Source organism: Bradyrhizobium sp. (assembly GCF_035570375.1).
Taxonomy (GTDB): domain Bacteria; phylum Pseudomonadota; class Alphaproteobacteria; order Rhizobiales; family Xanthobacteraceae; genus Bradyrhizobium.
Window position 1 is genome coordinate 14,186 of the sequence record NZ_DATMLW010000154.1, and the last position, 24,422, is coordinate 38,607.

The 24,422-nt window shown below is 62.0% G+C and carries 23 protein-coding genes; 10 read left to right on the forward strand and 13 right to left on the reverse strand.

The genetic code is table 11. The annotated features are described in order from the left end of the window. Positions 1 to 88 precede the first annotated feature (88 nt). Genes VNX23_RS16605 through VNX23_RS16620 form a run of 4 tightly spaced genes read right to left on the reverse strand, consistent with a single transcriptional unit; the run spans position 89 to position 4,077 of the window. Positions 89 to 1,429 (reverse strand): amidase, encoded by a 1,341-nt coding sequence (locus VNX23_RS16605; RefSeq protein ID WP_325631751.1) that lies wholly within the window; start codon positions 1,427 to 1,429, stop codon positions 89 to 91. Between the two features lie 52 nt (positions 1,430 to 1,481). After that, positions 1,482 to 2,264 (reverse strand): ABC transporter ATP-binding protein, encoded by a 783-nt coding sequence (locus VNX23_RS16610; RefSeq protein ID WP_325631753.1) that lies wholly within the window; start codon positions 2,262 to 2,264, stop codon positions 1,482 to 1,484. Next, complete coding sequence (locus VNX23_RS16615) at positions 2,257 to 3,129, reverse strand: ABC transporter permease (protein ID WP_414643020.1); 873 nt, start codon at positions 3,127 to 3,129, stop codon at positions 2,257 to 2,259. The genes VNX23_RS16610 and VNX23_RS16615 overlap by 8 nt, the downstream gene beginning before the upstream one ends. 9 nt (positions 3,130 to 3,138) lie before the next feature. Further along, a complete protein-coding gene (locus VNX23_RS16620; protein WP_414643022.1) occupies positions 3,139 to 4,077 on the reverse strand; it encodes an ABC transporter substrate-binding protein in 939 nt (312 codons plus the stop codon). Between the two features lie 204 nt (positions 4,078 to 4,281). Here VNX23_RS16620 and VNX23_RS16625 point away from each other — a divergent pair, with 204 nt between their 5' ends. Continuing rightward, on the forward strand, positions 4,282 to 4,455 hold the full coding sequence (locus VNX23_RS16625) for a hypothetical protein (RefSeq protein ID WP_325631755.1): 174 nt from the start codon (positions 4,282 to 4,284) through the stop codon (positions 4,453 to 4,455). On the opposite strand, the gene VNX23_RS16630 is transcribed toward VNX23_RS16625, so the two are convergent. After that, positions 4,439 to 4,702, reverse strand: coding sequence for a hypothetical protein (locus VNX23_RS16630; protein WP_325631756.1), 264 nt, complete (start codon positions 4,700 to 4,702; stop codon positions 4,439 to 4,441). The two genes, VNX23_RS16625 and VNX23_RS16630, sit on opposite strands and share 17 nt — an antisense overlap. A 134-nt stretch (positions 4,703 to 4,836) precedes the next feature. Here VNX23_RS16630 and VNX23_RS16635 point away from each other — a divergent pair, with 134 nt between their 5' ends. Together VNX23_RS16635 and VNX23_RS16640 are read left to right on the forward strand one after the other, a co-directional pair. Beyond that, positions 4,837 to 6,423 (forward strand): alkaline phosphatase D family protein, encoded by a 1,587-nt coding sequence (locus tag VNX23_RS16635; protein ID WP_325631757.1) that lies wholly within the window; start codon positions 4,837 to 4,839, stop codon positions 6,421 to 6,423. A 167-nt stretch (positions 6,424 to 6,590) separates the two neighbouring features. Then, positions 6,591 to 7,409, forward strand: a complete 819-nt coding sequence (locus tag VNX23_RS16640) for an aldo/keto reductase (protein WP_325631759.1) — start codon at positions 6,591 to 6,593, stop codon at positions 7,407 to 7,409. 51 nt (positions 7,410 to 7,460) lie between these two features. Here the strand turns inward: VNX23_RS16640 and VNX23_RS16645 are convergent, their stop codons facing one another. Further along, a complete protein-coding gene (locus VNX23_RS16645) occupies positions 7,461 to 7,676 on the reverse strand; it encodes a hypothetical protein (RefSeq protein ID WP_325631760.1) in 216 nt (71 codons plus the stop codon). Between the two features lie 141 nt (positions 7,677 to 7,817). Beyond that, positions 7,818 to 9,092 (reverse strand): serine hydrolase domain-containing protein, encoded by a 1,275-nt coding sequence (locus VNX23_RS16650; RefSeq protein WP_325631761.1) that lies wholly within the window; start codon positions 9,090 to 9,092, stop codon positions 7,818 to 7,820. A 495-nt stretch (positions 9,093 to 9,587) separates the two neighbouring features. Here VNX23_RS16650 and VNX23_RS16655 point away from each other — a divergent pair, with 495 nt between their 5' ends. The 4 genes from VNX23_RS16655 to VNX23_RS16670 all read left to right on the forward strand — a co-directional run bounded on the left by VNX23_RS16655 (position 9,588) and on the right by VNX23_RS16670 (position 14,902). Next, positions 9,588 to 10,871 (forward strand): amidohydrolase/deacetylase family metallohydrolase, encoded by a 1,284-nt coding sequence (locus VNX23_RS16655; RefSeq protein ID WP_325631762.1) that lies wholly within the window; start codon positions 9,588 to 9,590, stop codon positions 10,869 to 10,871. Between the two features lie 637 nt (positions 10,872 to 11,508). Then, a complete protein-coding gene (ribB, locus tag VNX23_RS16660; protein ID WP_325631763.1) occupies positions 11,509 to 12,585 on the forward strand; it encodes a 3,4-dihydroxy-2-butanone-4-phosphate synthase in 1,077 nt (358 codons plus the stop codon). 64 nt (positions 12,586 to 12,649) lie between these two features. Beyond that, positions 12,650 to 13,864 (forward strand): acyl-CoA dehydrogenase, encoded by a 1,215-nt coding sequence (locus tag VNX23_RS16665; RefSeq protein WP_325631765.1) that lies wholly within the window; start codon positions 12,650 to 12,652, stop codon positions 13,862 to 13,864. A 117-nt stretch (positions 13,865 to 13,981) separates the two neighbouring features. After that, positions 13,982 to 14,902, forward strand: coding sequence for an MBL fold metallo-hydrolase (locus VNX23_RS16670; RefSeq protein ID WP_325631799.1), 921 nt, complete (start codon positions 13,982 to 13,984; stop codon positions 14,900 to 14,902). A gap of 25 nt (positions 14,903 to 14,927) precedes the next feature. Here VNX23_RS16670 and VNX23_RS16675 read toward each other — a convergent pair whose 3' ends face one another. The 3 genes from VNX23_RS16675 to VNX23_RS16685 all read right to left on the reverse strand — a co-directional run bounded on the left by VNX23_RS16675 (position 14,928) and on the right by VNX23_RS16685 (position 19,142). Further along, the gene (locus VNX23_RS16675; RefSeq protein WP_325631766.1) at positions 14,928 to 16,130 is read right to left on the reverse strand and encodes an ATP-grasp domain-containing protein; all 1,203 of its coding nucleotides are present in this window, start codon (positions 16,128 to 16,130) and stop codon (positions 14,928 to 14,930) included. 48 nt (positions 16,131 to 16,178) lie between these two features. Further along, entirely contained in the window at positions 16,179 to 17,036 is an 858-nt protein-coding gene (locus VNX23_RS16680; protein ID WP_325631800.1) for a DUF1499 domain-containing protein, read from the reverse strand. Positions 17,037 to 17,513: 477 nt separating this feature from the next. Further along, entirely contained in the window at positions 17,514 to 19,142 is a 1,629-nt protein-coding gene (locus VNX23_RS16685; RefSeq protein ID WP_325631768.1) for a fatty-acid--CoA ligase, read from the reverse strand. Positions 19,143 to 19,200: 58 nt separating this feature from the next. Here VNX23_RS16685 and VNX23_RS16690 point away from each other — a divergent pair, with 58 nt between their 5' ends. Next, on the forward strand, positions 19,201 to 20,199 hold the full coding sequence (locus VNX23_RS16690; protein WP_325631770.1) for an extensin family protein: 999 nt from the start codon (positions 19,201 to 19,203) through the stop codon (positions 20,197 to 20,199). A 40-nt stretch (positions 20,200 to 20,239) separates the two neighbouring features. On the opposite strand, the gene VNX23_RS16695 is transcribed toward VNX23_RS16690, so the two are convergent. Then, a complete protein-coding gene (locus VNX23_RS16695; RefSeq protein WP_325631771.1) occupies positions 20,240 to 20,926 on the reverse strand; it encodes a L,D-transpeptidase in 687 nt (228 codons plus the stop codon). A 508-nt stretch (positions 20,927 to 21,434) separates the two neighbouring features. Here VNX23_RS16695 and VNX23_RS16700 point away from each other — a divergent pair. Together VNX23_RS16700 and VNX23_RS16705 are read left to right on the forward strand one after the other, a co-directional pair. Next, on the forward strand, positions 21,435 to 22,415 hold the full coding sequence (locus VNX23_RS16700; protein ID WP_325631773.1) for a magnesium transporter CorA family protein: 981 nt from the start codon (positions 21,435 to 21,437) through the stop codon (positions 22,413 to 22,415). Positions 22,416 to 22,605: 190 nt separating this feature from the next. Next, positions 22,606 to 22,809, forward strand: coding sequence for a hypothetical protein (locus tag VNX23_RS16705; protein WP_325631775.1), 204 nt, complete (start codon positions 22,606 to 22,608; stop codon positions 22,807 to 22,809). Positions 22,810 to 22,882: 73 nt separating this feature from the next. On the opposite strand, the gene VNX23_RS16710 is transcribed toward VNX23_RS16705, so the two are convergent. Both VNX23_RS16710 and pdxH read right to left on the reverse strand, forming a co-directional pair. After that, positions 22,883 to 23,638, reverse strand: a complete 756-nt coding sequence (locus tag VNX23_RS16710; protein WP_325631776.1) for an SDR family oxidoreductase — start codon at positions 23,636 to 23,638, stop codon at positions 22,883 to 22,885. 106 nt (positions 23,639 to 23,744) lie between these two features. Then, on the reverse strand, positions 23,745 to 24,386 hold the full coding sequence (gene pdxH / locus VNX23_RS16715) for a pyridoxamine 5'-phosphate oxidase (protein ID WP_325631778.1): 642 nt from the start codon (positions 24,384 to 24,386) through the stop codon (positions 23,745 to 23,747). Positions 24,387 to 24,422: the final 36 nt, after the last annotated feature.

The following is a 24,422-nucleotide window of genomic DNA, read 5'->3' on the forward strand; positions in this document are numbered from 1 at the left end:
TTAAGGTCAGGTCGCCGGCTTTATGGACAAACAGTCGAAGCGACAAACCATTCAAGCAAAGGTCAAACCCGCTCTGGTCAGACTGGATCTACCCGGCCGCAATTTTTGGCATGCCCGGATCGAAAGCGAGCGCGCCTTCGATCCATTTCGCTACTCGCAGCAAACGGAGGTCCTGCCGATAGGAACCGACGATCTGAATGCCCAAGGGCAGGCCGTTTTTGCCGAAACCCGCCGGCAGCGATAGCGCGGGCGCGCCGAGCAGGGTCCATGGCGCGCAATATTCGGCGTTGCCGGTAGAGCCGAGACCTTCCGGGGCTTCGCCGAACGCCGGAACGGTCAGGACCGCATCGACGCCTGACATCTCTGCAGTCAGTGCGGCCCGCAATTTTTCCTGCAGCGACCTGGCAGCGAGATAATCAAAGGCAGTGAGCGCCTTTCCGGCCTTGACGGCCGACTTCAAATGATCGCTGGTGCGATCGGGATAATTTTCGACGAGATCGCTGTAGATCAGCGCGGCCTCGCTGGAGAGAATGGTATTGACCGTGCTCCAATTCGTTGCATCGAGTTCTTCCCATTCGCGCTCTTCCACAACCGCACCGGCATCGCGCAATTTCGCCGCGGCTGCCTCAAACATTTTCTGCTGATCCGGTTCGACCCGCGACCATTTCTGGAATCGCACGATCCGCAGGCGCGGCTTTTCAAGCGGCGCCACGCCCTCTTTGACGTCGACATCAAAGCGGGGCACCGGCCGGCCATGCGGGTCGAGTTCGCTGGTGGCCGCGAGCAGTGACAATGCATAGGCCACGTCATCCACGCAGCGGGCGAAGAAACCGACGTGATCGAGCGAAGGGCTCAAGGGGTGCACGCCACTGCGCGGGATGGCGCCGAAACTCGGCTTGAGACCGACGACGCCGTTGAAGGCCGCCGGCCGAATCACCGAGCCCAGCGTTTGCGTGCCGAGCGCCAGCGGTACGATCCCGGCCGCTACCGCCGCCGCGGAGCCGGACGACGAGCCGCCCGGCGTGTGCTTCGAACTCCAGGGATTGGTGGTCGGCCCAGGATGACGCCAGGCGAATTCGGTCGAAACCGTCTTGCCGAAGATCGTGGCACCGAGATTGCGCAGGCGTTCCACCACCCAGGCGTCTCTTGCGGGAATGTGATCCCGGTAGATCGGTGATCCGTTGGTGGTCGGCATGTCGGAGGTAGCGATGATATCCTTGATCCCGACCGGAATGCCCGACAGCGGACCCGGCCGGCGCGTCAGATCCCGCGGAAGATATTCGAATGCCTTCAGGACGGGCTCGGCGGCCTTCGCCTTCTCAAGGCAGGATGTCGCGTAGCTGTCCGCGAGCGCAAAATCGTCCTTGAAGCGGCGCAGAAGCTCAAGGACTCCCCCGCCAGAGCGGGAGCGTGAAGTTGGATCGTTCATGTCGGAAGGTCCTAGCGATGCCGATGACGATTTTCAAGTTATGCGGCTAGCGTTACGCCCGCGCAAGCGTGAGATGGCTGGTGAGCCGGCGCGCGATATCGCGCCGCAGCGCATTGAACTCCGGAGACGACACGTCGCGCGGGCGCGGCAGATCGATGCGGAAATCGCTCTCGATCCGTCCCGGTCCCGCGCTCATGACCAGCACGCGATCGGCGAGCAGCACGGCTTCCTCGACCGAATGGGTGACAAAAATGGTGGTCACGCCGGTGCGCTTCCATATCTGCAGCAATTCGTTCTGAAGCTGCTCGCGCGTCAGCGCATCGAGCGCGCCGAACGGTTCGTCCATCAAAAGGATGCTGGCGTCGTTGGCCAGCACCCGGGCGATCGCGACACGTTGCTTCATCCCGCCGGAGAGCTGGTTGGGGTAGCGGTCGGCGAAGCGTTCAAGCCCGACCATCCTGACGAATTCGTCGGCGGTCCTTGCGCTCTCCTCGCGCGGCAACTGGCGTTGCCGCGGTCCGAAGCTGATGTTCTCGCGCACCGTCATCCACGGAAACAGCGCGTAGTCCTGGAACACCATGCCACGGTCGCTGCCGGGACCCGTGATCGCCTTGCCGTACATCGCGACATTGCCGGTCGTCGGCTCCTCGAAGCCTGCAACGATGCGCAACAGCGTCGATTTCCCGCAGCCGGATGCACCGATCATGCAGACGAACTCGCCCGTCGGAATCGACAGATCGACCGCCGCCAAGGCCTCGACCTCGCCGTCGCCGACGGCGAAGCGTTTGGTCACGCCGCGGATGGTCAAAATGTCCTGGGCTGCGGCCTCACTCACGGTGCTGCGGGCTCCAGCTGAGCAATCGGTTGCTGATGGCGACAATGATCCGGTCGGTGACGAAACCGCAGGCGCCGATGACGATCATGCCGGTGATCACGAGATCGGTGCGTGAAAGCGTGCGGCCGTCCATCACCACCGATCCGAGACCGGTGGGAACGCCGGTCATTTCGCCGACCACGATCAATATCCAGGCGAAGCCGTGCGCGATCCTCAAGCCGCTGAAGATGGCGGGAAGGGATGCCGGCAGCACGATCTGCCGGAACATCCCGGCGCCGGAACATCCAAGCATCGCGGCCGCCTCGAACAGTCGCGGATCGATCGAGCGCACCCCGAAAATCGTGTTCAGGAGGATCGGATAGAACGCGCCGAGGAAGACCAGGAAGATCGCCGCGTTCGGCCCCAGCCCGAAAAAGATCATCGACAGCGGCAGCCAGGCGGTGACGGGAATCGGGCGCAGCAGCGAGATTGTGGGGTCGAGCAGTTGCCGCAACACCTTGATGCGCCCGATTATCATCCCTAAGGGAATGCCGACCGCTGCGGCGAGAAGAAATCCGCCATAGACGCGCTGCATCGATTTGAAGATGTGGGTGAGGATCGTGCCGGAGAAGGCGTCGTCATAAACGCCTCCGAAGGTGAAGTCATACATCATCACCGCGACCTGGTACGGGCTCGGGATGAGCCGCGTGCCGGTGACCGCAACCGCGCGGTCCCAGATCAGGATCAACAGGATAGGAAAGCCGGCGCCGAGGACGAAAGCGCGCAGCCTCTCCAGCCGTTGCCGGTGGTTGCGGCGATCGGCGGCGGCCGTTTCCGGCAGGGTGCGTTCCGCGCCCTCGGACAAGGCGGTGGCGTGGTCGTTCACGTTGGCCGTCTACATGAATTGTTCGGTGATCGCCCGCGACATGTCGGGCGCCTGCCGAACCTGTTTCTTCTCGACCATCAATTCGCTGTAGGCCTTGGCGCGCTTGATGAACTCGTCATCGATCTTCCAGGTCAATTCGACGTTGGGGACGGCCATTTCGATCGATTTGCGCTGCTGGCCGAGTTTCTGCATCGCGACTTGCACCATTTCGTCGGGATGCGACATCGCGTAATCCGTCGCCTTCTTGTGCATGTCGATGATCAGCTTGAGGCGCTCGGGGTCGCCCTTGATCAGTTTCTCGCTGGTCGAAAGGATCATGTTGAGCGAGCCGATCGGGGTGGAATAGGGATACTCGACCAGACGGCCGGTGCCGTTGGCAAGTGAGATTCCGGGGCCGGGCTCGGCGCCGACATAGGCATCGACATCGCCGCGGGCGAGCGCCGCCGGCATGTCGCTGAACGAAAGCCGGATCGGCTGAATGTCCGAGATCGACATGCCTTCGGCCTTGAGGCGCTCGAGGATGACGACTTCCTGCGTCGAGCCTGGGAAGATGGCCACGCGCTTGCCCTTGAGGTCCTTGATGCTCTTGATGTCGGATTTGGCATCCGCAACGATCCCCATGCCGCGATTGGTCGCGGCCGCGACGATGACGACCGGCTCGCCCGCGGCAGCGCCCAGCAGAAAGGCCGCAATCCCGTGGATGCAGGTGTCGACCGTGCCGGTCAGCACGGCATTCTTGCCGTCGGTCGGGCTCTCGAACGGCACGACCTCGATCCGGTAGCCGGGGGGCGCGAACTTCTCGTAGAAATAAGGCGTGATGCCGTGAATGAGTTTGAGCGTGCCCACCCGCAAAACCCTGTCTTCCGCCCGAGATGGCGGAGCAACAAGAAGCGACAAGGCCGCGAAGGCAACGAACAGGAGAAGGTTTGACCGCGAATTGGACGCCAGTTTCATCATAATCCTCTTGGGGGCGCTCTGTCAGCAACCCGGCCGGCGCACTCTATAGCACCCGAAAGGGCTCGCCAAATGCGCCTGGAGCTGATCGGAGCGCGGCATCCGTGCGGTAACCTTGCCGGCAAATTGCATTGGAATTGCCCCGAGCGTATCCTAGATATTGTAAAATTGTATTTTGCAGCTTTTCAGGAGGCCTTGATGGTCCTGAAGAAGGTTTTGATCGCAGGCTTTTGCGCCACGGCTTTTGTCTGGAGCAGCCTCGCGGTCGCCGACGAATACCGGGCGGACGAATTTCTCGGCCTCGACCTTTCCACGGCGGTGCTTTCGCCCAGGCCGCTCGGCCCAGCCGCCAGTTTCACGCCGGGCCCGTGACGTAACGGTCGATCAAAAGAGCAACCGCGCGCAGGTGACTGCTGAGCCGAAAGCCGAGCCCAAGGTGGTTGCTCCGCGCGCGCGCGTCGCACACGCTCGCGCCGAGCCGCGGCTGATGGCGCGCACGAAGATCGCCCGTCACCATCGCAACCCGCTCGATGCCCAGGCCCTCGATACCCGGATCCAGGTCTGGCCCTGCAGGTCCGGCGGCATCTGCAACTGGAAGCGGTAGCGAAAACCGGGCCACGCAGAAATCTCCATCACGCCCTCACGTCGGGAGTCACATGGCTCTCATGAGAGTCACACGCTCGTCGTAAAAGCTTCGGCCAGGAGTCAAGTTGCGCGCGCACCCTTCGTCGTGATTCGACGAGGGCTGCCGAAATGGCGATTGCGATCCGCTCGAACAGATCGTTGACCAGGCGTCAATTGCTGGTCAAATCCGCATCCACGCTTGCGCTCGCTGGCACCTGCAGTCTCGCAAGGCCCTACCTTAGCCGGGCAGCAGATCGCCCGGAAATCAGTTGCGGCGTGCAATCGGGCGACGTGACGGGGGGCTCCGCAATCGTGTGGGCGAGAGCCGACCGGCCCGCGCGCTTGCGGGTCGAATACGCCACGATGGAGAGCTTCGAAGCCCTGCTCGGCGTCGCCGAGCAGGAGGCAGTGCCTTATCGTGACTTCACTGCGAAGGCGCTGCTCAACGGACTTCCGCCGGGTCAGGATATCATTTACCGGGCGCGGTTCGAAGACCTCTTCGGGAGCGGGCTCGCCGGCAAAACGCAGACCGGGCATTTTCGTACCCCTCCCGCGGACAAAAGCTCGATTTCGTTTGTCTGGTCCGGCGATACCGCAGGCCAGGGGTGGGGGATCGATCGCTCCCGCGGCGGCATGCGTACCTACCGCACCATGCTGCAGAATGATCCGGATTTCTTCATTCACTCAGGGGACCACATTTATGCCGACTGCCCGGTGCCTTCCGAGTTGAAGCTTCCGGACGGCGGCATCTGGCGCAACGTCGTCACAGAAGACAAATCGTTCATCGCGCATACGCTCGCGCAGTTTCGCGGCAACTACAGATACAATCTGCTCGATGAGAATTTGCGCGCCTTCAACGCGCGGGTGCCGATGTTTGCGCAATGGGACGATCACGAAGTGTGCGACGACTGGTCGCCGATCGGTACAGCGGACGAGACCGGTTACACCGAGGATGGCAAATCGCGACTGGTCGAGCGGGCAAGGTGCGCGTTTTTCGAGTTCATGCCGATCCGCGAGGTGCCCGAACAAGCCGGCCGCATCTATCGCCGGATCGGATACGGGCCCCTGCTTGACGTTTTTCTGATCGACATGCGCAGCTATCGCGATTCGACCTGGAACAGGCGCGACGCCGGGACCGAAGCCTTCATACTCGGGAAGGCTCAACTGGCCTGGCTGAAGCGGGAACTGGCAGCGTCCGACGCGACCTGGAAGGTGATTGCCGCCGACCTTCCGATCGGATTGATCAGCATGGATGCGATAGGACTCGGTGACGGTCCGCCGGAGCGGCGCGAGCACGAGATCGCCGATCTGCTCTGCTTCGCCAAGCGCGCCGGTATACGCAATATCGTTTGGCTGACCGCCGACATGCATTATACGGCTGCGCATTTCTACGATCCAAACCGGGCGGTATTCTCCGATTTCGAGCCGTTCTGGGAATTCGTTTCCGGTCCAATTCACGCCGGAACCTGGCCGCCGGGCCGACTCGACAACACGTTCGGACCGGTGGCGATGTTTCAGAAAGGGTGCAGCGCGGATCAGGGTGAGAATCTTGCGCCGTGTTTCGGACTCCAGTTTTTCGGCCGCGTCGACATCGACGGACGTTCCGAAGTGATGACCGTGACGCTGAAGGATGTCGATGACCGCGCGCTTTGGTCGGTCGATATCGAACCGCGACCGGACGCGCGGCCGGGGTTGTTGCCGTCGCAGCCGATCTGAGCTTTTCGCGCTCGGCTCGACGGGCTAACCTCATTTTGATTTGGACGCTGTCCCAAACGCAGATTAGTAAGTGGCGAGTGGCGGGCATCGTGCTCAGCCGGCGCTCGCCGTGCGGTTGGTGGCGTGCCGCAACGTCTTGACAGCCGTTTCTGGTCTTGGAGTCATCCATGGAATATCTGCAAACCCAGGGCATCCGCCTGCCGCGCCTTGGGCTCGGCACCTTCCGCATGCAGGGCGAGGCCTGCCGCGCGGCGGTCGAAAGCGCGCTTGCGCTCGGCTACCGGCACATCGACACCGCCGAGATGTATGGCAATGAGGAGGCGATCGGCGCCGCGATTGCGACAGCCAGGATCGCGCGCAGCGATCTGCATGTCACCACCAAGGTCTGGCACGAAAATTTGGCGCCGGATGCGATCCGAAAGGCGTTCGATGCGAGCCTGAAAAAGCTCAGGCTCGATTATGTGGATCTCTACCTCGTGCACTGGCCGAGGAGCGACATGAACCTGCAGGCGGTGTTGGAAACCCTTCTCAAATTGAAGGAACAGGGCCGGACCCGCGCAATCGGCGTTGCCAATTTCCCCGTTGCGCTCCTGAGGACCGCGGTCGAGGAGATCAAGGCGCCGATCGCCTGCAACCAGGTTGAATATCATGTGATGCTCGATCAGACTCGTTTACGAAAATATCTCGCCACGAAAGCGATCCCGCTTGTCGCCTATTGCCCGCTTGCGCAGGGCAGGGCAGCTGCCGATCCGACGCTCGTTGCAATCGGCCGCAAGCACGGCGCGAGTGCCGCGCAAGTGGCGCTGAAATGGCTGCTCGATCAGGACGGCGTGGCGGCAATCCCGAAAGCTTCTCGGCGCGAGAGCCAGCGCGCCAATCTCGATGCACTCAACATCGGCCTCGACGACGAGGACAGGCAGGCGATCGCAGGCTTGCCGAAGAACAAGCGCTGCGTCGATCCGGCAGGGGGGCCCGATTGGGATTAGGGATCCGCGCCACTTAAAAAAGAATGGCCCCTTATCGGGGCCATTCCCGTGTCAGTAGACGTCGCGATGCCTGGTGATGACCATTCGATCGTGATGGCGGAAGTCGCGACCGCGGTCATAACCGTAAGCGCGATGCCAATCGCGATGCCAGCCGTGGTGCCAGCCATGATCGCGATGCTTGATCACGACGGTTTCGGCGCTCGCAATCGACGGCGCCGCTACCGCAATCGCGCCAAGCGCAGCGATAACGTATCCAAGCTTCCTCATTTTCTCCTCCTCCATTGAGTGGGGAATTAAATCCGCAGGCAGGAGGAACGTTCCGCGGGAACCGCAGGAGAATTCTGAACGGCTGTTCAGCTTTGGAATCGTCTCGTCGAAATTCGAGCGCGGGACGCAATTGGCGATGCGCTATTCGATGATCGCCTGATACACCAGCGCGTTGATCTTCTGCCGATAGTGCCAGCGGATCGGACCCGGCGCCGCCGACATGTAAACCACGGCAAGTTCTTCCCTGGGATCGACCCACCAGTCCGTGCCGCTGGCACCGGGCCAGGAGAATTGCCCGAGCGAACCCATCATCCTGACCACGCCCGGCGTCGTGCGCACCGCGAGTCCGAGGCCGAAACCGTAATCGGCGCGGGTCGGATCGGCATTGCCGACAAGATTCTTGATGTTGGAGCCCAATTGATCCGACAGCATGTAGGCAACTGTTCGCGGGCCGAGCAGGCGCGCTTCGCCGCTGCGCCCGCCACTCAACAGCATCATCGCAAAGCGCAGATAGTCCGACGCCGTGGAGGCCGCGCAACCTCCGCCGCATTCGAACTTGAGCGGCTGCGTCAGTTCGGGGGTGCGGGCTTGTGGCTTTCCGGTGTCTGGATCGTTCGGCAATGGTCTGGCATAGCGTGCGGCTTTGTCGGCGGAAATCGAAAATCCTGTGTCGGTCATTCCCAGCGGCGCGAAGAGGTTGGCTTGCAGATATTGTCCGAGGGATTGTTTCGCGATGGTTTCGATGGTTAGCCCAAGCACATCGAGACCAAAGCCGTAGTCCCAAACGGTCGCGGGCTGATGCAGAAGCGGCAGAGTAGCCAGTTTGTCGGTGAAAGCCGGACCGTCATATTCGCGCGCAGCGTCGCTGCTTCCCGCCGGATACAGTTTATGCACCAGCGTATTGCCGCGGCCGCCATAGATCAGGCCCGAGGTGTGACGCATCAGGTCCTGGATCGTGATCGGGCGGTTGGCCGGAACGGTTTCTGCGGTGGGTTCGCCTGCGGCATCGCGCGCGGCGACGCGCATCGTCGAAAATTTCGGGAAATATTTGGCGAGCGGCTCGTCGATCAGCATCTTGCCACGCTCATAAAGCATCAACGCGCCGACAGTCGTCATCGGCTTGGTCATCGAGGCGATGTTGAAGATGGTGTCGGTGGTCATGGGAATGCCGGCGGCCTTGTCGCGCCAGCCATAGGCATCGAACACGACCAGTCGGCCGTGGCGGGCGATCGCGATCACTGCGCCCGGAATCCGGCCTGTTTCAATGTCGGCTTTCAGCGTTTCGCCGATCCGCGCCAGCCGCTCGCTGGAGAGGCCAACTTCCTCGGGCCTGGCCCGGGGCAGCGGGTCTTCGGCGAAGGCTGCGCCGGTAGCCAGCAGGTAAAGTGAGGTCGCGAGAACTCGAAGGCCAGTCATGGACGTCTCCCGTTCGGGCTCTGCGCGGCCCGTCACGGACAGACTATGCCGAACCGCCACCCTTCGGCCAGTGCCGCCCATTTGAAGTTCCTGCACCACAAGCGACAAATTCCGATCAGGAACTTCAAATGGAAAAGCGGCACTGGAATCATAACTTTGCTAGTGGAGTGGATTTGACATTCGCTACCTATCTGGCCGCGCGTCCGGAAAAGCGAATGTCAAATCCTAAACTCCACTAGAATCTTATATTTACTAGTGGTCCCATGATTCTAACATTCGCAAAAGTGGCCGCCGGGAAGGGATGCGAATGTTGGAATCGGACCACTAATGCCCTCGACTTTTCGAAGTTCGTAAAGGGAGGTGCTGCGACGGAGTACGAACTTCGAAAAGTGGCCACTGGTTGCGTTTGCTGCAAACGCGCCGGCAGCTTGCGCAAAACCTTGAGCCGTCGCATCATCGCCGCATAAGAAAACATCTTTGGGGGGAGCGCCTCGCATGTCCGATCTGTCACGCCGTCATTTTCTTGCCGGCTCCGCCGCCGCCGCATTGTCGGGGCATCTTGCAAATTCCGCTTTCGCCGCGATGGGGCCGGCCGACAAGTTCGACCTCGTCATCAAGGGCGGCGACGTGCTCGATCCCAGCCAGTCGCTGCGAGGTAAGCGCGACATCGGCATCCGCTGGGGCGTGATCGAGGCGGTGGAAGCGGAAATTCCAGCCGCGCGCGCCTCGAAGACGATCGATGCGTCCGGCAAGCTGGTGACGCCGGGCCTGGTCGACCTGCATTGCCACGTTTACCCCTACGGCTCTGCCATTGGCATTCCCGCCGACGAGCTGGTGCAATTCCAGGGAACCACCACGGTGGTTTCCGCAGGGGATGCCGGCGTCAACAATCTGGCCGCGCTCCGGCGCTATATCGTGGCGCAATCGCGCGCGCGAATTTACGCCTTCGTCCACATCGCCAACAATGGCCTGTCGGCTTTCCCGGTCGCGGAGCTCTACAATATCGACAACGCGCAGGTCGAGGCCTGCGCCATGGCGCTCGCCGAGAACCCGGATTTTCTGATCGGCGTCAAGGTGAGGATGTCGGAGAACGTGATCTTCAAGCATGGGCTCGAGCCGCTCAAGCGCGGCATCAAGGCCTGCGAGATGTGCGGCTGGCCGGCCAAGATGATGGTGCATATCGGCGGCGTCGAGACCAAGGAACTGATGTCGGAGATTCTCGACTTGCTGCGGCCTGGCGACGTCCTGACCCATTCCTATTCCGGTTTTCTCAACAACGCAGGGCTCGCCACCAATATCGTGCAGGATGGCAGGCTGTTGCCGGCCGCGCTTGCCGCCAAGCAGCGCGGCGTACTCTTCGATGTCGGTCATGGCGGCGGCAGTTTCGATTTCACAGTGGCCGAAGTCGCGATTCCCGGCGGTTGCACCCCGGACACGATCTCCTCCGACATTCACGTATTCTCGGGCAATTCGCCCGGCATCCCCTATCTGCCCAACGTGATGAGCAAGTTCATGACGCTGGGTTTTTCGCTGGAGCAGGTGGTGTCGATGGCGACCGCGGCTCCGGCCAGGATCATCAACCGCGCGCCGAAGATCGGTACGCTTCAGGTCGGTGCACCCGCTGACGTCGCGATCATGGACGTGGTGGAGGGGCCCGTCACTTTCGTCGATACCCGCAACAACAAGCGCGACGGCAAGGTGCTTCTCAAGCCGGTGCAGACGGTGGTTAACGGCGTGCCGTTCGGACGGCCCTATCAGGCGCCGTTCTCGGTGAGGTAGTGCGGAAAGACTTTCCGGCTTTTGTCGGGCCCAAGGGTCGCCAAGGGCCGCCAAGGGTCACTGCCGCCAAGGGTCACTGCCGCCAAGGCTCACCAAGGGTCACCAAGTGTCGATTGATCCGCATCGATGCAGGCCATCTCACCTTCGGCAAGCATGCCCCGGGGTTAAGGGGGTGAGGTGGCGCGTGATGCGATCCCGGACATCCTTGCGGCCTGGCAACGTGTCGATCGTGCTGCTGCTTCGGATTGCGTACGCGATCCGAGCCGCCCGGGACGACGCGGCCTCGCTCTGTCGCGGCCCGGTCAGCGTGGCAGCTATCGCCCGCCTCTCTTGATCGATCCTCGCCCTATGCAAATATGTATACTAGTGTCCCGATTTCGAAGTTCGTATCATTGCACGGCATACTCGTTTACGAACTTCGGAATCGAAAGGACACAGGCAAATCTATGATTCTAGTGTGGCCTTTGGTTCAGAAGTCCGCATACGAACTCGCCGCAGCAATGATGCGGAGTTCTGAATCGCCACCCTTGCCGTCATGGCATCGTTACGCCACCGGCGCCGTTCTGGCTGCGTTAATGAAGCTGGCGCGGGCACGCGAGTCGCTATATTGCTCGCAACCGCAAAACGAGACCCCTAAATGGCCGACCCGATCCAGGAAGTTTTGAATGCCTTCGCCCATGGCGAGCTCGTCGTCGTGACCGATGATGACGATCGCGAAGGCGAGGGCGATCTGATCGTCGCAGCGTCGCTATGCACCGCCGAGAAGATGGCGTTCATCATTCGCCATACCTCGGGGATCGTCTGCGCGCCGATCACCATCGAAGATGCGCGCCGGCTGCGGCTCGATCCCATGGTGGCCCACAACGAATCCAGCCACACGACGGCCTTCACCGTCTCGATCGACTACAAGCCGGACGGTGGAACCGGAATTTCGGCTGAAGAGCGGGCATCCTGCTGCCGGGCGCTGGCCAACCCGAATGTCGGCGCCAGCGATTTTGCTCGGCCCGGCCACGTATTCCCGCTGATTGCGCGGGACGGAGGCGTGCTGTTGCGCTCAGGCCATACGGAAGCGGCAGTCGATCTCTGCAAGCTGAGCGGCCTGCCGCCGGTCGGCGTCATCAGTGAATTGATGAACGACGACGGTTCCGTCATGAAAGGCGAGCAGGTGGCGCGGTTCGCCAAGGCCCACAAGCTGAAACACGTCACGATCGCCGAGCTGATCGCCTATCGCCAGGCGCGGGAGAAGCTGATCGAGCGCGTCTGCACTTTCACCAGCGAGAGCCCGATCGGGCCGATGCAGGGCTATGCCTATCGTTCGCCCTTCGATTCGATCGCGCATATGGCCTTTGTCTACAACGGTGTCGGCGACGGCAAGAACGTGCTCACGCGCTTCCACAAGCCCAACATCGTCAGGGATATTTTCACCGGGCCCAGGCACATGCAGTCGGTGCTGGCGCATTTCAAGAAGAACGGAAGCGGTGTTCTGGTGTACTTGCGCGACGGCGCCGCCGGCGTGCCGGTCTCGCCGCTGCCGGAGGAGAAGACTGCGGAGGCAGACCGCAACAAGCAATGGCGCGAAGTCGGCGTCGGCGCGCAGATCCTGCGCGATCTCGGCGTCACCTCGATCCGGAATCTGACGTCGTCGGTGCACGACTACAAGGGGCTGTCAGGTTTCGGAATCGAGATCGTGTCCAGCGAACAGCTTGAAGGCTGAACTTCAAGAATTTAATTAGTTTGATATACTCACGACACGCGGCAGCGATGCGAAAGGATTTTCCATGAGCGTACGCCCTCAGGCCAAGGACAAGCCGTCCCCGGTGAACTTCCAGTGGGACGATCCGTTCATGCTCGACGAGCAGCTCACCGAAGACGAGCGCATGATCCGCGACACGGCGCGCGCCTACGCGCAGGACAAGCTCTTGCCGCGCGTCACCAAAGCCTATCTGGAGGAGAAGGTCGATCGCGACATCTTTCACGAGATGGGCGAGCTCGGCCTGATCGGCATTACCTTGCCGGAGGAATATGGCTGCGCCAATGCGAGCTACGTCGCGTATGGGCTGGTGGCGCGCGAGATCGAGCGCGTCGATTCCGGCTATCGTTCGATGAATTCGGTGCAGTCATCGCTGGTGATGCACCCGATCTACGCCTACGGCGATGAGAACCAGCGCAAGAAATACCTGCCGAAGCTTGCGACCGGCGAATGGGTCGGCTGCTTCGGGCTGACCGAGCCTGATGCCGGCTCCGACCCCGGCGGCATGAAGACCCGTGCCGAAAAGACGTCGGACGGCTATCGGCTGACCGGTTCCAAGATGTGGATCTCCAATGCGCCGATTGCCGACGTCTTCGTGGTGTGGGCGAAATCGGCCGAACACAACAACCACATCCGCGGCTTCATTCTCGAAAAGGGCATGAAGGGGCTTTCGGCGCCGAAGATCACCGGCAAGCTTTCCTTGCGCGCTTCCGTCACCGGCGAAGTCGTGATGGACGGCGTCGAGGTGCCGGAGAGCGCGCTGTTGCCCAATGTTTCGGGCCTGAAGGGGCCGTTCGGCTGCCTCAACCGCGCCCGCTACGGCATTTCCTGGGGCGCGATGGGCGCTGCCGAAGACTGCATGCATCGCGCGCGCCAATACACGCTCGACCGCAAGCAATTCAATCGTCCGCTGGCGGCGACGCAATTGGTGCAAAAGAAGCTCGCTGACATGCAGACCGACATTGCACTGGGCTTGCAGGCCTCCTTGCGGGTGGGTCGATTGATGGACGAGGGCAAGATGGCGCCGGAGATGATTTCCATCGTCAAGCGCAACAATTGCGGCAAGGCACTCGATATCGCCCGCGTGGCGCGCGACATGCACGGCGGCAACGGCATCCAGATCGAGTATCACGTGATGCGGCATACCGCGAATTTGGAAACCGTGAATACCTACGAGGGCACCCACGACGTCCATGCGCTGATCCTGGGCCGCGCCATCACCGGCATTCAGGCGTTTTCGTAACGCCTCACACCGTCATTCCGGGGCGCGAACCCGGAATCCCGGGCTTTATCACTCCATCTCATCGAGATTCCGGGTCTGGCCCTTCCGGGCCATCCCGGAATGACGGTAAAGAAAAGCATGGCCGATAACGACGACGTCCCCTTCAACCGCAACTTCCCGCTTCCGCCTGCTGTCGTCGAGGAAGCAAGGCCCGGCGTGCGGCGCATCCTGTGCAACAATCCCAGCCCGTTCACCTTCACCGGCACGGTGAGCTACATCGTGGGCAGGGGCAAGGTCGCGATCATCGATCCTGGTCCGGCGGATCAAGCCCATGCAGCTGCGCTGCTCGATGCGGTACGCGGTGAAACCGTGACGCATATCCTGGTCACCCATACCCACCGCGACCATTCCATGAATGTCGCGCCGATCAAGGCCGCAACCGGCGCGACGGTATATGCCGAGGGTCGGCATCGCGCCTCGCGGCCACGCTTCGAAAGCGAGAAGCACAATCCGGAATCCGGCGCGGACCGCGACTTCAGGCCGGACGTCGAGGTGAGGGACGGCGAGGTGATCGAGGGCGAGGGCTGGAAACTCGAGACGGTAGCGACCCCCGGCCACACCGCCAACCACCTGGCGTTCGCATGGACCGAGCGGAAGATGACCTTCGTCGGCGACCATGTAATGGGCTGGTCGACCTCGATCGTCGCGCCCCCGGACGGCTCGATGGTCGACTACATGGCCTCGCTGGAGCGGCTCACGACGCGCAGCGAGGATCTATATTTCTCCGGTCACGGACCGGAAATCCCGGATGGGCCGCGTTATGTGCGTTTTCTGATCCGTCACCGCCAGGCGCGCGAGGCTTCGATCCGTCATCGCCTTTCGAAAGGGGAGGCGGACATTCCGGCCATCGTGCGGGCCGTCTATATCGGCATCGACCCGCGGCTCACCACGGCTGCAGGTTATTCGGTGCTGGCGCATCTTGAGGACCTTGTCGGGCGCGGGATCGTAACGACCGACGGCGATCCGGTGATCGACGGGACCTACAGGCTGGCGCCTTAGCCGCGGCCTTGCACGCTTGGGTGCGTTATTGCTCGCTCGCCGCGATGATCTTGCGCCATGCCTCGGCCGTCAGCGCATATGGGCCGGTGGCGCCTGTGTAAAACCGGCGCCACAGTGACGGTTCGATCAATGTCGCGAGCGTGGCGACGACGACTGGTATCGCAGCAACCGGGTCGCCGCCGACCGGCGTCAATTCTTCCGCGGCGTCCTTATAGTCGTTACGGCCTTCCAGCGCGGCCATAAGCTCAAGGAGCACGGAGCGGCGTGATCCGCGTTCGGCAGCGCCCAACACACAGAGCAGGAGCTGGTGCGAGCGCACCCCGGCCTTCCCGGCAGGTTGCGCCGGCGGGTGACCGTCTTTCGCCAGCTCCAGCATCGCGCCCACAAGGTCGACACCGGAAAATAGTGCATTGACCGGCTCGACCAGCCTCGGATTGACGTCGATAACGAGTGGTCCCTTGTCCGTGACGATGACGTCCAATGAGATCGGCCCGTGCCAGCCAAGCGCTTGCACGAGGCGCTCCAGATGAGCGGCCAACTCAGGCAGCCGAACGCTCTCCTTCACCGCAGCGCCGCCGCCGATGCCCTTGACGATGCGCAGATTGGCGTGATGGGCAATGAGGCGCCCGCGGTCGGCGAGCGCCTGGACCATCGCGAGGGCGCCCGAGACCTGCACCTGCACCAACAGCTCGTCTTTGCCGAGCCCGAGCGCTGCTGCGGCCGCGATCAGTTCGTCAGCCGTGGCGGCGCGACGCACGCCGGCGCTAGCGGTCGAGATAGGCCGCTTAACGAACACCGGAAACTGCGTCACCGTTGCCAGATCATCGATACCGCGCACGACGACGGAGGCTGGCTGCGGAACCCCGACGGCCTGTAAGGTGCGCCACGCCTCGATCTTGTCCTGGACGCGGCGCAGTGCGGCAAAATCCGGCACCACGGTTGCGACCTCGAGCCGTGCGCGCAGTGCCGAAAGTACTGCGACCTGCTCCTGCGTCGGCAGCAACACGTCGATCGCGCGTGCCTTTGCGATGCGATTGGCGGCGTAAAACCACTCCACCGGATCATCGGAAAAGCGCGGCACCTCGTGAAGCGCGCGAACATGCCGGGTGAAACGGGTGAGGCAGAATGGCGTCGAGGACAGGATTTCCACATGATGGCCGAGCGCGCCAAGCCGCGTTGCGACCTGGCGCGATGTCAATCCCGAGCCTTCGCTGAGCAGAACGCGCATCACGTCATTCCGCGTGGTGTCAACGCTTCTGCGCAAGGGCGCGCCACGTCACTTCTTCACAACCTTCGGCGGAGTCTTGGGTGTCGGCAGGGGCGGCTTCTTGACCGCCGGCTTGTTGGCGGCGCTTTCGGCGGCGGTATTGATATCATCGATCAGCTTGAGCACGCGAGCGGCATTGCTGCCAAGATCGCTCTCGAAATAGCGCGATGCAGAACGGATATCGACGCGGGAATCCTCGCGATCCGGCGTCACGCGGATCGACACGTCCTCGCGGAACCCCATGATCGGCGTGCGTGCCACCGCCTCGATGCGCCCGATCCGGCGCGGCAGCTGCGGCGGACGCTCGTCGATGACCAGCCATTTGCGCTTGTTGACCAGTTGCAGCGTGATCTCATAGGCCCGTTGCACGGGCAGCTCGAGTTCCACCGTTTCGATATCCGGATAGGCGATCCGTTGCTGTTCGGCCGAATATAGCCCGGCGTAGACGGCAGGGTTGGTGCCGTCGCCGGTGCGCAGCCGCGCCAGCGCGTCGAAGCGAGGCGGATCGATCGGATCGGTGGTGATGTCGTGGATCGGAGGCAGTCTGCGGTATTGCACGGCGAGATAGGCGGGATAGGCGAGGAGCGCCGCGTTGATCAAAAATGCCAGCAGGATTCGGCTGATGCCGCGCGAGCCGTCGCGCCAGATCGCGATCGCGCCGGCGAGGCCGACGAGCATCGACAGACCGGCAAAGGCCAGCGCGCCGAAGAAGGTCGCCAGCGCCGGCTTGAGCTCGAGAATGCCGAACCGGACGATGATGACGGAGACCAGCACCGCCACGACCGAAAATATGGCCAGATTACGCGACCAGGACGCGAGGCCAGACACGGGCTCCGATTGGTAGGGAGCAGAAAACCTGCGCGCCATCGCTTCAATTCTGCCGGGTTGGATCTTGCCGGCCCAAATGGACCTGACCATCGAACCAGTGTGGTGGATTTGACATTCGCTTCAGTGCCGCCGCGAGTCCTCAAAGAGCGAATATCAAATCCAAAACCACACCAGAATCCGATATTTGCCAGTGTGGCGGTTCAGAAGTCCGCATCATTGCTGCTGCGAGTTCGTCCATGCGGACTTCTGAACCAAAGCCACACTAGAAACAATGACTTGCTGGTGTCCTTTCGATTTCTAAGTTCGCAAACGAGGTCGCCGCGAAAATCATGCGAACTTCGGAATCGGGACACTAGTGTCCCTTTGAGACCACGGACCCGCCCCAAATTCAAGGTAGGGATTCGGCCGCATTGCTCAGGAACCGTCATGCCCGGGCTTTGTCCCGGGCATTCCAGTCTTTTATCGGATGGCCAGCGCCATGGAGGTCGCGCCGCGCGATGACGCCCGCGGCGGTGCTCACGCGGCCGCGTTCGGGAACCTGTAGCTCTTGAACTGGTCGCGAAGCGCGGTTTTCAGGATCTTTCCCGTCGCCGTGTGCGGGATGCCATCGACGAACACGATGTCGTCGGGCATCCACCATTTGGCAATCTTGCCATCCATGAATTTGAGGAGTTCCTCACGTGTCGCGTTCTGGCCCTGCTTGAGCTGAATGATCAGCAGCGGACGCTCGTCCCATTTGGGATGACGGATGCCGATCACGGCAGCCTCGGCCACCGCGGGATGACCGACCGCCAGGTTCTCCAGATCGATCGATGAAATCCATTCGCCGCCGGATTTGATGACATCCTTGGAGCGGTCGGTGATCCGCATGTAGCCATGCTTGTCGATGGTGGCGACATCGCCGGTGTCGAAATAGCCGTCATCGTCGAGGATGTCGGCGTCGACGCGGAAATAGGCCTTCGACACCGCCGGTCCTTTCACCTTCAGCCGTCCGAAAGTCTTGCCGTCCCACGGCAGGTCGTTGCCGGAATCGTCGGTGATCTTCATCTGCACGCCAAACGGCGGGTAGCCTTGCGTCTGGAGAATGTCGAGCTTCTCATCGCCCTTGAGTTCGGCAAAAGGAGGTTTCAGCGCCGCCAGCGTGCCGATCGGGCTCATCTCGGTCATGCCCCAGGCATGCCGGGTCGTAACTCCCATGTCGACGAAAGACTTGATCATCGAGCGCGGCATCGCCGAACCGCCGCACACGACCATTCGCAAATGCGGCAGTTTCAGGTTGTTGGCGGCCATGTGGTTGAGCAGCATCAGCCAGACGGTGGGAACGCCGGCGGTGTGGGTCACCTTTTCGGTGTCCAGCAGTTCGAATACCGATGCGCCGTCGAGTTTGGCGCCCGGAAGCACCAGCTTGGTGCCCATCGAGGGGGCGGAGAAGGCGATGCCCCAGCTATTGGCGTGGAACAGCGGAACCACCGGCAGCATCGTATCGCTGGCGCTTGCGCCCAGTGAATCGATGGAATTGGCCATCAGCGCGTGCAGCACGTTGGATCGATGCGAATACAACACGCCCTTCGGATCGCCCGTCGTGCCGGAAGTGTAGCACATCGCGGCTGCGGTATTTTCGTCGAACGTCTTCCATTTGAAATCGCCGTCGACCTCTGCGATCCAGTCCTCATAGGCGATCGCGTTCTTCAGCGGGGTCTGCGGCATATGTGCCTTGTCGGTGAACACGACGTAGCGTTCGACGCTTGGAAGCTTGTCGGCGATTTTTTCCAGAATCGGCACGAAGGTGATGTCGGTCATCACCACGCGATCCTGGGCGTGGTTGATGATCCAGGCGATCTGGTCGGGAAACAGTCGCGGATTGACAGTATGGCAGATCGCGCCAATACCCATGATGCCGTACCAGGCCTCGAGATGGCGCCAGGTGTTCCACGCAATGGTGGCGACACGATCGCCGAGCTTGATGCCGTCGCGTTCCAGCCGTTGCGAGATCTTCAGCGCGCGCTTGTGGATTTCGCCATAATTGGTGCGGTAGATGGGACCTTCGACCGACCGTGTGACGACCTCCTGTGTCCCGTGAAATTGTGCGGCATGTTCGAGAATCCGGTGACAGAGCAAAGGCCAGTCTTGCATCAACCCAAGCATACGGACGTCCCTCCTCAAGGTTCGATTGCTTCCCGCGGCTTTGTTTTGCGGAATTGCCATGAACTGTAGCGCGACCGGTGCGCGCCGCAAATGGCCTTGTCGCGGGGGTTTCCGCCGCCAATGGGCCATGGTTACCGCGGCGGCGGTGATGCTTGCGTCCTTTTGGCATGCCGGAGCGGGCGCGGCCGTGTCGCGAGGCAGGCCGGCGGCGGTACCGCTGCCAAGACCCCGGCCCGCCGAAGCTCCGCCTGCTAAACCGGAGGGGCCCGCGGACGGGCAGGAGACGTCCTCCGGCGCAAAACCGCCTGCGGCAGCGCCACCGGCGCGTGAAGTCTCGGCTTGCCGCGCCGCGCTGAGCGACGCCATCGCGATCGCGCCCAGCATTCCCGATATCCATGGTCCCGGCGGTTGCGGCGGAGAAGATCTCGTGCGGCTGGAAGCGGTGGTCCTGCCCGACAAGCATCAAGTTGCGGTCAAGCCTGCGGCGATCCTGCGATGCGAAATGGCCTCAGTGGTCGCCGACTGGATTCGCACCGATATGACGAAGCTCGCGAAGGGTCTTGGCAGCGGCATTACCGAGCTCGACAATTTCGACTCGTTTGAGTGCCGCGGCCGCAACCGCATCGCCGGTGCGAGATTGTCCGAGCATGGCCGTGCCAATGCGCTCGACGTGCGCTCGTTCGCGCTTGCCAATGGCCGGGCGATATCACTTACCGATCGCACGGTGCCGCGCGAGGTGCGTGAGGCCGTGCTGCGTTCGGCATGCGCACGCTTCACGACGGTGCTTGGGCCGGGTTCGGACGGCTATCACGAGGACCATATCCATCTCGATCTGATGGAGCGCCGTAACGGCTACAGGATCTGTCAATGGGATATATGGGAGGCGCTGCCGCAGATCGCACCGATGCTGCCCGCGCCGCGCCCCGAGGGCGCGCCGCCGCGCGAAGTCGCGGCCAAGCCGGACGGCGCAGAACCCGACGCCGACGAGAGCGATGCCAATCGCAAACAGCCAGCCGAATCCTCGAACGAGAAGCCGGCAAAGAAAAAGCGCCGGTAAGACCGGCGCTTTGTTGGTCCGAAAATGGTCCGTTCGGCCGCTACTGCACCGCGCCGAAGTTGGTGTGGCTTGCGATCTGCGAGCTACCGGCGCCCCAGGGCGTGTCGCCATGGTGCGGCTCGAGCACGACCACGATCGTGCCCATCTTCACGCGGTTGTAAAGGTCAATGACGTCCTCGTTGGTCATCCGGATGCAACCGGACGAGATTGAGGAGCCGATATATTCCGGCTGGTTGGTGCCGTGAATCCGGAACAGGGTGTCCTTGCCGCCCGAATAAAGGTAGAGCGCGCGCGAACCCATCGGATTGTCCGGACCCGGCGCCACAAAGGTCGGAACGCCCAGACGCTCGATCTCGCTCTTGGTCGGATGCCAGGGTGGCCACTCGGCCATGCTGCCGATTTTGGCGATGCCCGACCAGGTCATGGCTTCCTCGCCGACCGTGATACCGTAGCGGATCGCCTTACCGTCGTTCAGCACGAAATAAAGGTAGTGGCTGTCGGAATCGACCACGATCGAGCCGGGGGCTTCCTTGCGATGGTACGATACGATCGCACGGCGGAAATTGTCCGGCGGCTGCACGTTTTCGTAGCGGATCTTCGCCAACAACTCCTTGTCGCGCTGCTTGAAGTTGCCGGTGTTGGTCGCCTCATAAGTCGCAGTTTCCATGCAACCAGACAGCAGCAGGCCGACAGCCAGTACACCCAAGGTTATCTTCATAGACGACATGGTGTAGTTCCAATCGAAAGCCACGCGTGAAGGCGGTTATTTGTGCCTTAACGCCACGATTCCACTAACAAGGCCCGCATTATCGCTCAACTTGGGTACAATTCCAGCGCTTAGATGCTTGCCCTGCACTGCGGCAGTCGGGTTGTGTCTTTTTTGCCGCAAGTTCCACGAAGAAGGCACGATTCCCTCGGAAATGCCGCCCTTTTGCCAGCGAATCCTGCCATCCTGTCGCCACCAGGTTGCCAAAAATGTGTACTTCCCCCTCGTCCGCCCGGTCAGGAAGGCTCTGCCGGGAACGAACCGGCGGGGTTCGATTTTGGCTCTCGCATCCCGCTTCAGCCGCCCGTTTCTGCGCAAGTTGGCAGCAAACGACCTCCTGCAAATGCTGGTTTGCAGTGGAGTTTTGGATTTGACGGTCGCTTTTGAGATCGAGACCGGTACGGTAACGGATGTCAAATCTGCCGGCTAATACTCTCGATCAATTCGCCGTTTCCGCCCGGAGTTACCCATGTTCTCGGTGTTCGTCCCATCCGAATCCTCGCTGAAGAAGGCAGCCGTTACCGATCTGGAGGCCCTGCCGGACAGCGCGGTGTGGATCGACCTCGTCAAGCCCACGGCGGCCGAGGACAAGGCGGTGGAGCGGCTCGCCGGCATCGCCGTACCGACCCGGGAAGACATGCAGGAGATCGAGATTTCGAGCCGCCTCTATATCGAGAACAGCGCGCGCTACATGACGGCGACGCTGATGTGTGGGGCCGATACGGAAAACCCGCGCACCACGGCGGTCACCTTCATCCTGGCCAACCATCGCCTGGTGACCGTGCGCTATGACGACCCGCGGCCGTTTGTGCTGGTGGAGAACAAGCTGGCGCGTTTCTGCTCGGCCGGCATTACCGGGGAAATGGTGCTGATGGAATTGCTGGATGCGGTCATCGACCGCAACGCCGACATTCTGGAGCGCGCCGCCGGCGACATGGATGCGATCAGCCACGAGATTTTCGAGCCCAAGGGTGCCGCGCGCACCGGCCACGCCAGACGCTACTCCGAAATTTTGATCGCGATTGGCCGCAAGGGCGACCTGACCTCGAAAGTGCGCGAAAGCCTGGTCTCGATCGGGCGGTTGGTGACCTTCGTTGCGGCCGCGGTCGATGGCGTCAAATGGTCCAAGGACATGCGCGAGCAGCTCAAGACCATGCAGCGCGACGTGATCTCGCTGACCGACCACGCCTCCTATCTCTCCAACAAGATCATTTTCATGCTCGACGCCATGCTCGGCGTCGTTAACCTGGAGCAAAACAACATCATCAAGCTGTTTTCGGTGATGGCGGTGGTCCTGATGCCGCCGACCCTGATCGCCTCGATCTACGGCATGAATTTCAAGGATATGCCGGAGCTCGAATGGCATCACGGTTATCCGCTCGCGATACTGGCGATGCTGCTCGCCGCGATCGGGCCCTACATGTATTTCAAGTGGAAGAAGTGGCTGTAGGGAACCGCCTGGCGCTCTTTCCGCAATCGGATTCGCATTCCCTTGAGGTTAAAAAAATTGCTGCGGCCAGGTCGATGCCTGCGCGAGCCCCTCCGGTAAAATTTGAGCGTTGGACTGAACCTTTGCGCGACGCCTTTCTGCGATAACGCTGGCCTGTATCGAAAGGACAGCAATGGTTGAGAAAGTCATAATGCGCGCGCGTAACGTCGTCGACTTCGCCAGCTATCAGCAGGGCCGCAACGGTGCCCGCGCGCAGGCGATCTCGGCGCGGACCTGCCGGCATTGCGGCGCGGTGCTGTCGGAGGGCGAGCGCGAAGACGAGTGCTCGAGCATTGCCAATATCGAGGCGTCGCTGCGGCTTCAGGCCGCGCAAATCCTGCGCGGATTGGTCTGATCTCGACTGTCGCGCTGGCCTTTTCGAAAACTCGCAGGGAACGCGATGGCGCGCCGATGCAGCACATCGGCCGTCAAACGTGCTGGCCGCCGTTGATGTGGATCTCCGCGCCGTTCACGTAAGAACTCGTCTCCGTGCACAGTACATAGATGATTTTGGCGACCTCGTCCGGCGTACCCAGCCGGTGCAGCGGGATTTGCTGTTCGACGATCTTTTCGGTGCCCGGCGAAAGAATCGAGGTGTCGATCTCGCCCGGCGCGATCGAATTGACGCGCACGCCGAGCCGGCCGAAATCGGACGCCATCTCGCGGGTCAGCGCCGCCAGCGCGGCCTTCGAAGTCGCATAGGCTGCGCCCGCGAAGGGATGCACGCGTGAGCCGGCGATCGAGGTGACGTTGACCACCGAGCCCTTGGCCGCCTTCAATTCCTCGATCAGCCCGCGCGCCATCATGATCGGCGCGAAGAAATTGACCCTGAAGACATGGCGCCAGGTCTCGATGTCGGTATCGATCGAGCCGAGCCGGGCGCCGCCTTCGGCCTTCGGCGAGATCGCGGCATTGTTGACCAGCGCATGCAACACGCCGCCTTCGAGGCGCCGGCGAATTTCCGAGATCGCGCGCGAAGTGTCGTCATGGTCGGCAAGGTCGACCTGGATGTGATCCTCGGGCCCTGCGCCCCAGGGACATTCCTCGGGAAACGGATGGCGCGAACAGGTGATCACGCGCCATCCGGCGCTCGAAAAGCGGATCACGGTCGCATGACCGATGCCGCGACTGGCGCCGGTCAGAAGCAGCGTGCGACGCGGTCCGTTATTGGATGAAGTGGGCATAGTCTATTCTCTCGGTCTACGTCATTCCGGGATGGTCCGAAGGACCAGACCCGGAATCTCGAGATTCCGGGTTCGACGCTCGCGCGTCGCCCCGGAATGACGTGGGTCAGGGATAAAGCCGCGTCTTGGACCAAGCTTGACCTGGAACGTCGCGACGGAATTCGATGCGGTCATGCAGGCGGAAGGGACGGTCGTGCCAGAACTCGAACTGCAACGGCGCGATGCGCCAGCCGCTCCAGCCGGGCGGCCGCGGCACCTCGCCGACGATGTATTTGGCCGCGACGCTTGCAATGGCCTGTTCAAAGGCAAAGCGGCTTTCCAGCGGCTGCGACTGCTTGGAGGCCCAGGCGCCGATCTGCGCCTGCTTCGGCCGGGTGGCGAAATAGGCGTCGGCTTCCGCCTCCGTCACCGCGCTCACGGGTCCTCGGATGCGCACCTGGCGGCGCAGCGACTTCCAGTGAAAAAGTAACGCCGCCTTGGGATTTGCGGCGAGTTCGCGACCCTTCGGGCTCGCGACATGGCTGTAGAACACGAATCCTTCGGCGTCATAACCCTTCATCAGCACCATGCGCACGTCCGGCAGGCCGTCCGCGTCGACGGTTGCGAGCGCCATGGCGTTGGGGTCGCTTGGTTCGGCCTTCACCGCTTCGGCGAACCATTCGCCGAACAGCGCGAACGGCTCTTCGGCTGCCGTGAAATCACCGGATGTTAAGGGTGTCGGGTGTTTGATGGAGGTCGTGTCCGTCATTTTCGGAGTTCCGGATTGCGCCCGCCCGCGGCCAGA

Bases quoted from the DNA above. Each gene is read 5' to 3' on its own strand.
- VNX23_RS16635 (WP_325631757.1), top strand. From the start codon at position 4,837: ATGGCGATTGCGATCCGCTCGAACAGATCGTTGACCAGGCGTCAATTG.
- VNX23_RS16690 (WP_325631770.1), top strand. From the start codon at position 19,201: ATGAACTGTAGCGCGACCGGTGCGCGCCGCAAATGGCCTTGTCGCGGG.
- VNX23_RS16685 (WP_325631768.1), bottom strand. From the start codon at position 19,142: ATGCTTGGGTTGATGCAAGACTGGCCTTTGCTCTGTCACCGGATTCTC.
- VNX23_RS16645 (WP_325631760.1), bottom strand. From the start codon at position 7,676: ATGAGGAAGCTTGGATACGTTATCGCTGCGCTTGGCGCGATTGCGGTA.
- pdxH (WP_325631778.1), bottom strand. From the start codon at position 24,386: ATGACGGACACGACCTCCATCAAACACCCGACACCCTTAACATCCGGT.
- VNX23_RS16705 (WP_325631775.1), top strand. From the start codon at position 22,606: ATGCGCGCGCGTAACGTCGTCGACTTCGCCAGCTATCAGCAGGGCCGC.
- VNX23_RS16675 (WP_325631766.1), bottom strand. From the start codon at position 16,130: ATGCGCGTTCTGCTCAGCGAAGGCTCGGGATTGACATCGCGCCAGGTC.
- VNX23_RS16650 (WP_325631761.1), bottom strand. From the start codon at position 9,092: ATGACTGGCCTTCGAGTTCTCGCGACCTCACTTTACCTGCTGGCTACC.
- ribB (WP_325631763.1), top strand. From the start codon at position 11,509: ATGGCCGACCCGATCCAGGAAGTTTTGAATGCCTTCGCCCATGGCGAG.
- VNX23_RS16680 (WP_325631800.1), bottom strand. From the start codon at position 17,036: ATGGCGCGCAGGTTTTCTGCTCCCTACCAATCGGAGCCCGTGTCTGGC.
- VNX23_RS16655 (WP_325631762.1), top strand. From the start codon at position 9,588: ATGTCCGATCTGTCACGCCGTCATTTTCTTGCCGGCTCCGCCGCCGCC.
- VNX23_RS16605 (WP_325631751.1), bottom strand. From the start codon at position 1,429: ATGAACGATCCAACTTCACGCTCCCGCTCTGGCGGGGGAGTCCTTGAG.
- VNX23_RS16700 (WP_325631773.1), top strand. From the start codon at position 21,435: ATGTTCTCGGTGTTCGTCCCATCCGAATCCTCGCTGAAGAAGGCAGCC.
- VNX23_RS16695 (WP_325631771.1), bottom strand. From the start codon at position 20,926: ATGTCGTCTATGAAGATAACCTTGGGTGTACTGGCTGTCGGCCTGCTG.
- VNX23_RS16670 (WP_325631799.1), top strand. From the start codon at position 13,982: ATGGCCGATAACGACGACGTCCCCTTCAACCGCAACTTCCCGCTTCCG.
- VNX23_RS16665 (WP_325631765.1), top strand. From the start codon at position 12,650: ATGAGCGTACGCCCTCAGGCCAAGGACAAGCCGTCCCCGGTGAACTTC.
- VNX23_RS16710 (WP_325631776.1), bottom strand. From the start codon at position 23,638: ATGCCCACTTCATCCAATAACGGACCGCGTCGCACGCTGCTTCTGACC.
- VNX23_RS16625 (WP_325631755.1), top strand. From the start codon at position 4,282: ATGGTCCTGAAGAAGGTTTTGATCGCAGGCTTTTGCGCCACGGCTTTT.
- VNX23_RS16640 (WP_325631759.1), top strand. From the start codon at position 6,591: ATGGAATATCTGCAAACCCAGGGCATCCGCCTGCCGCGCCTTGGGCTC.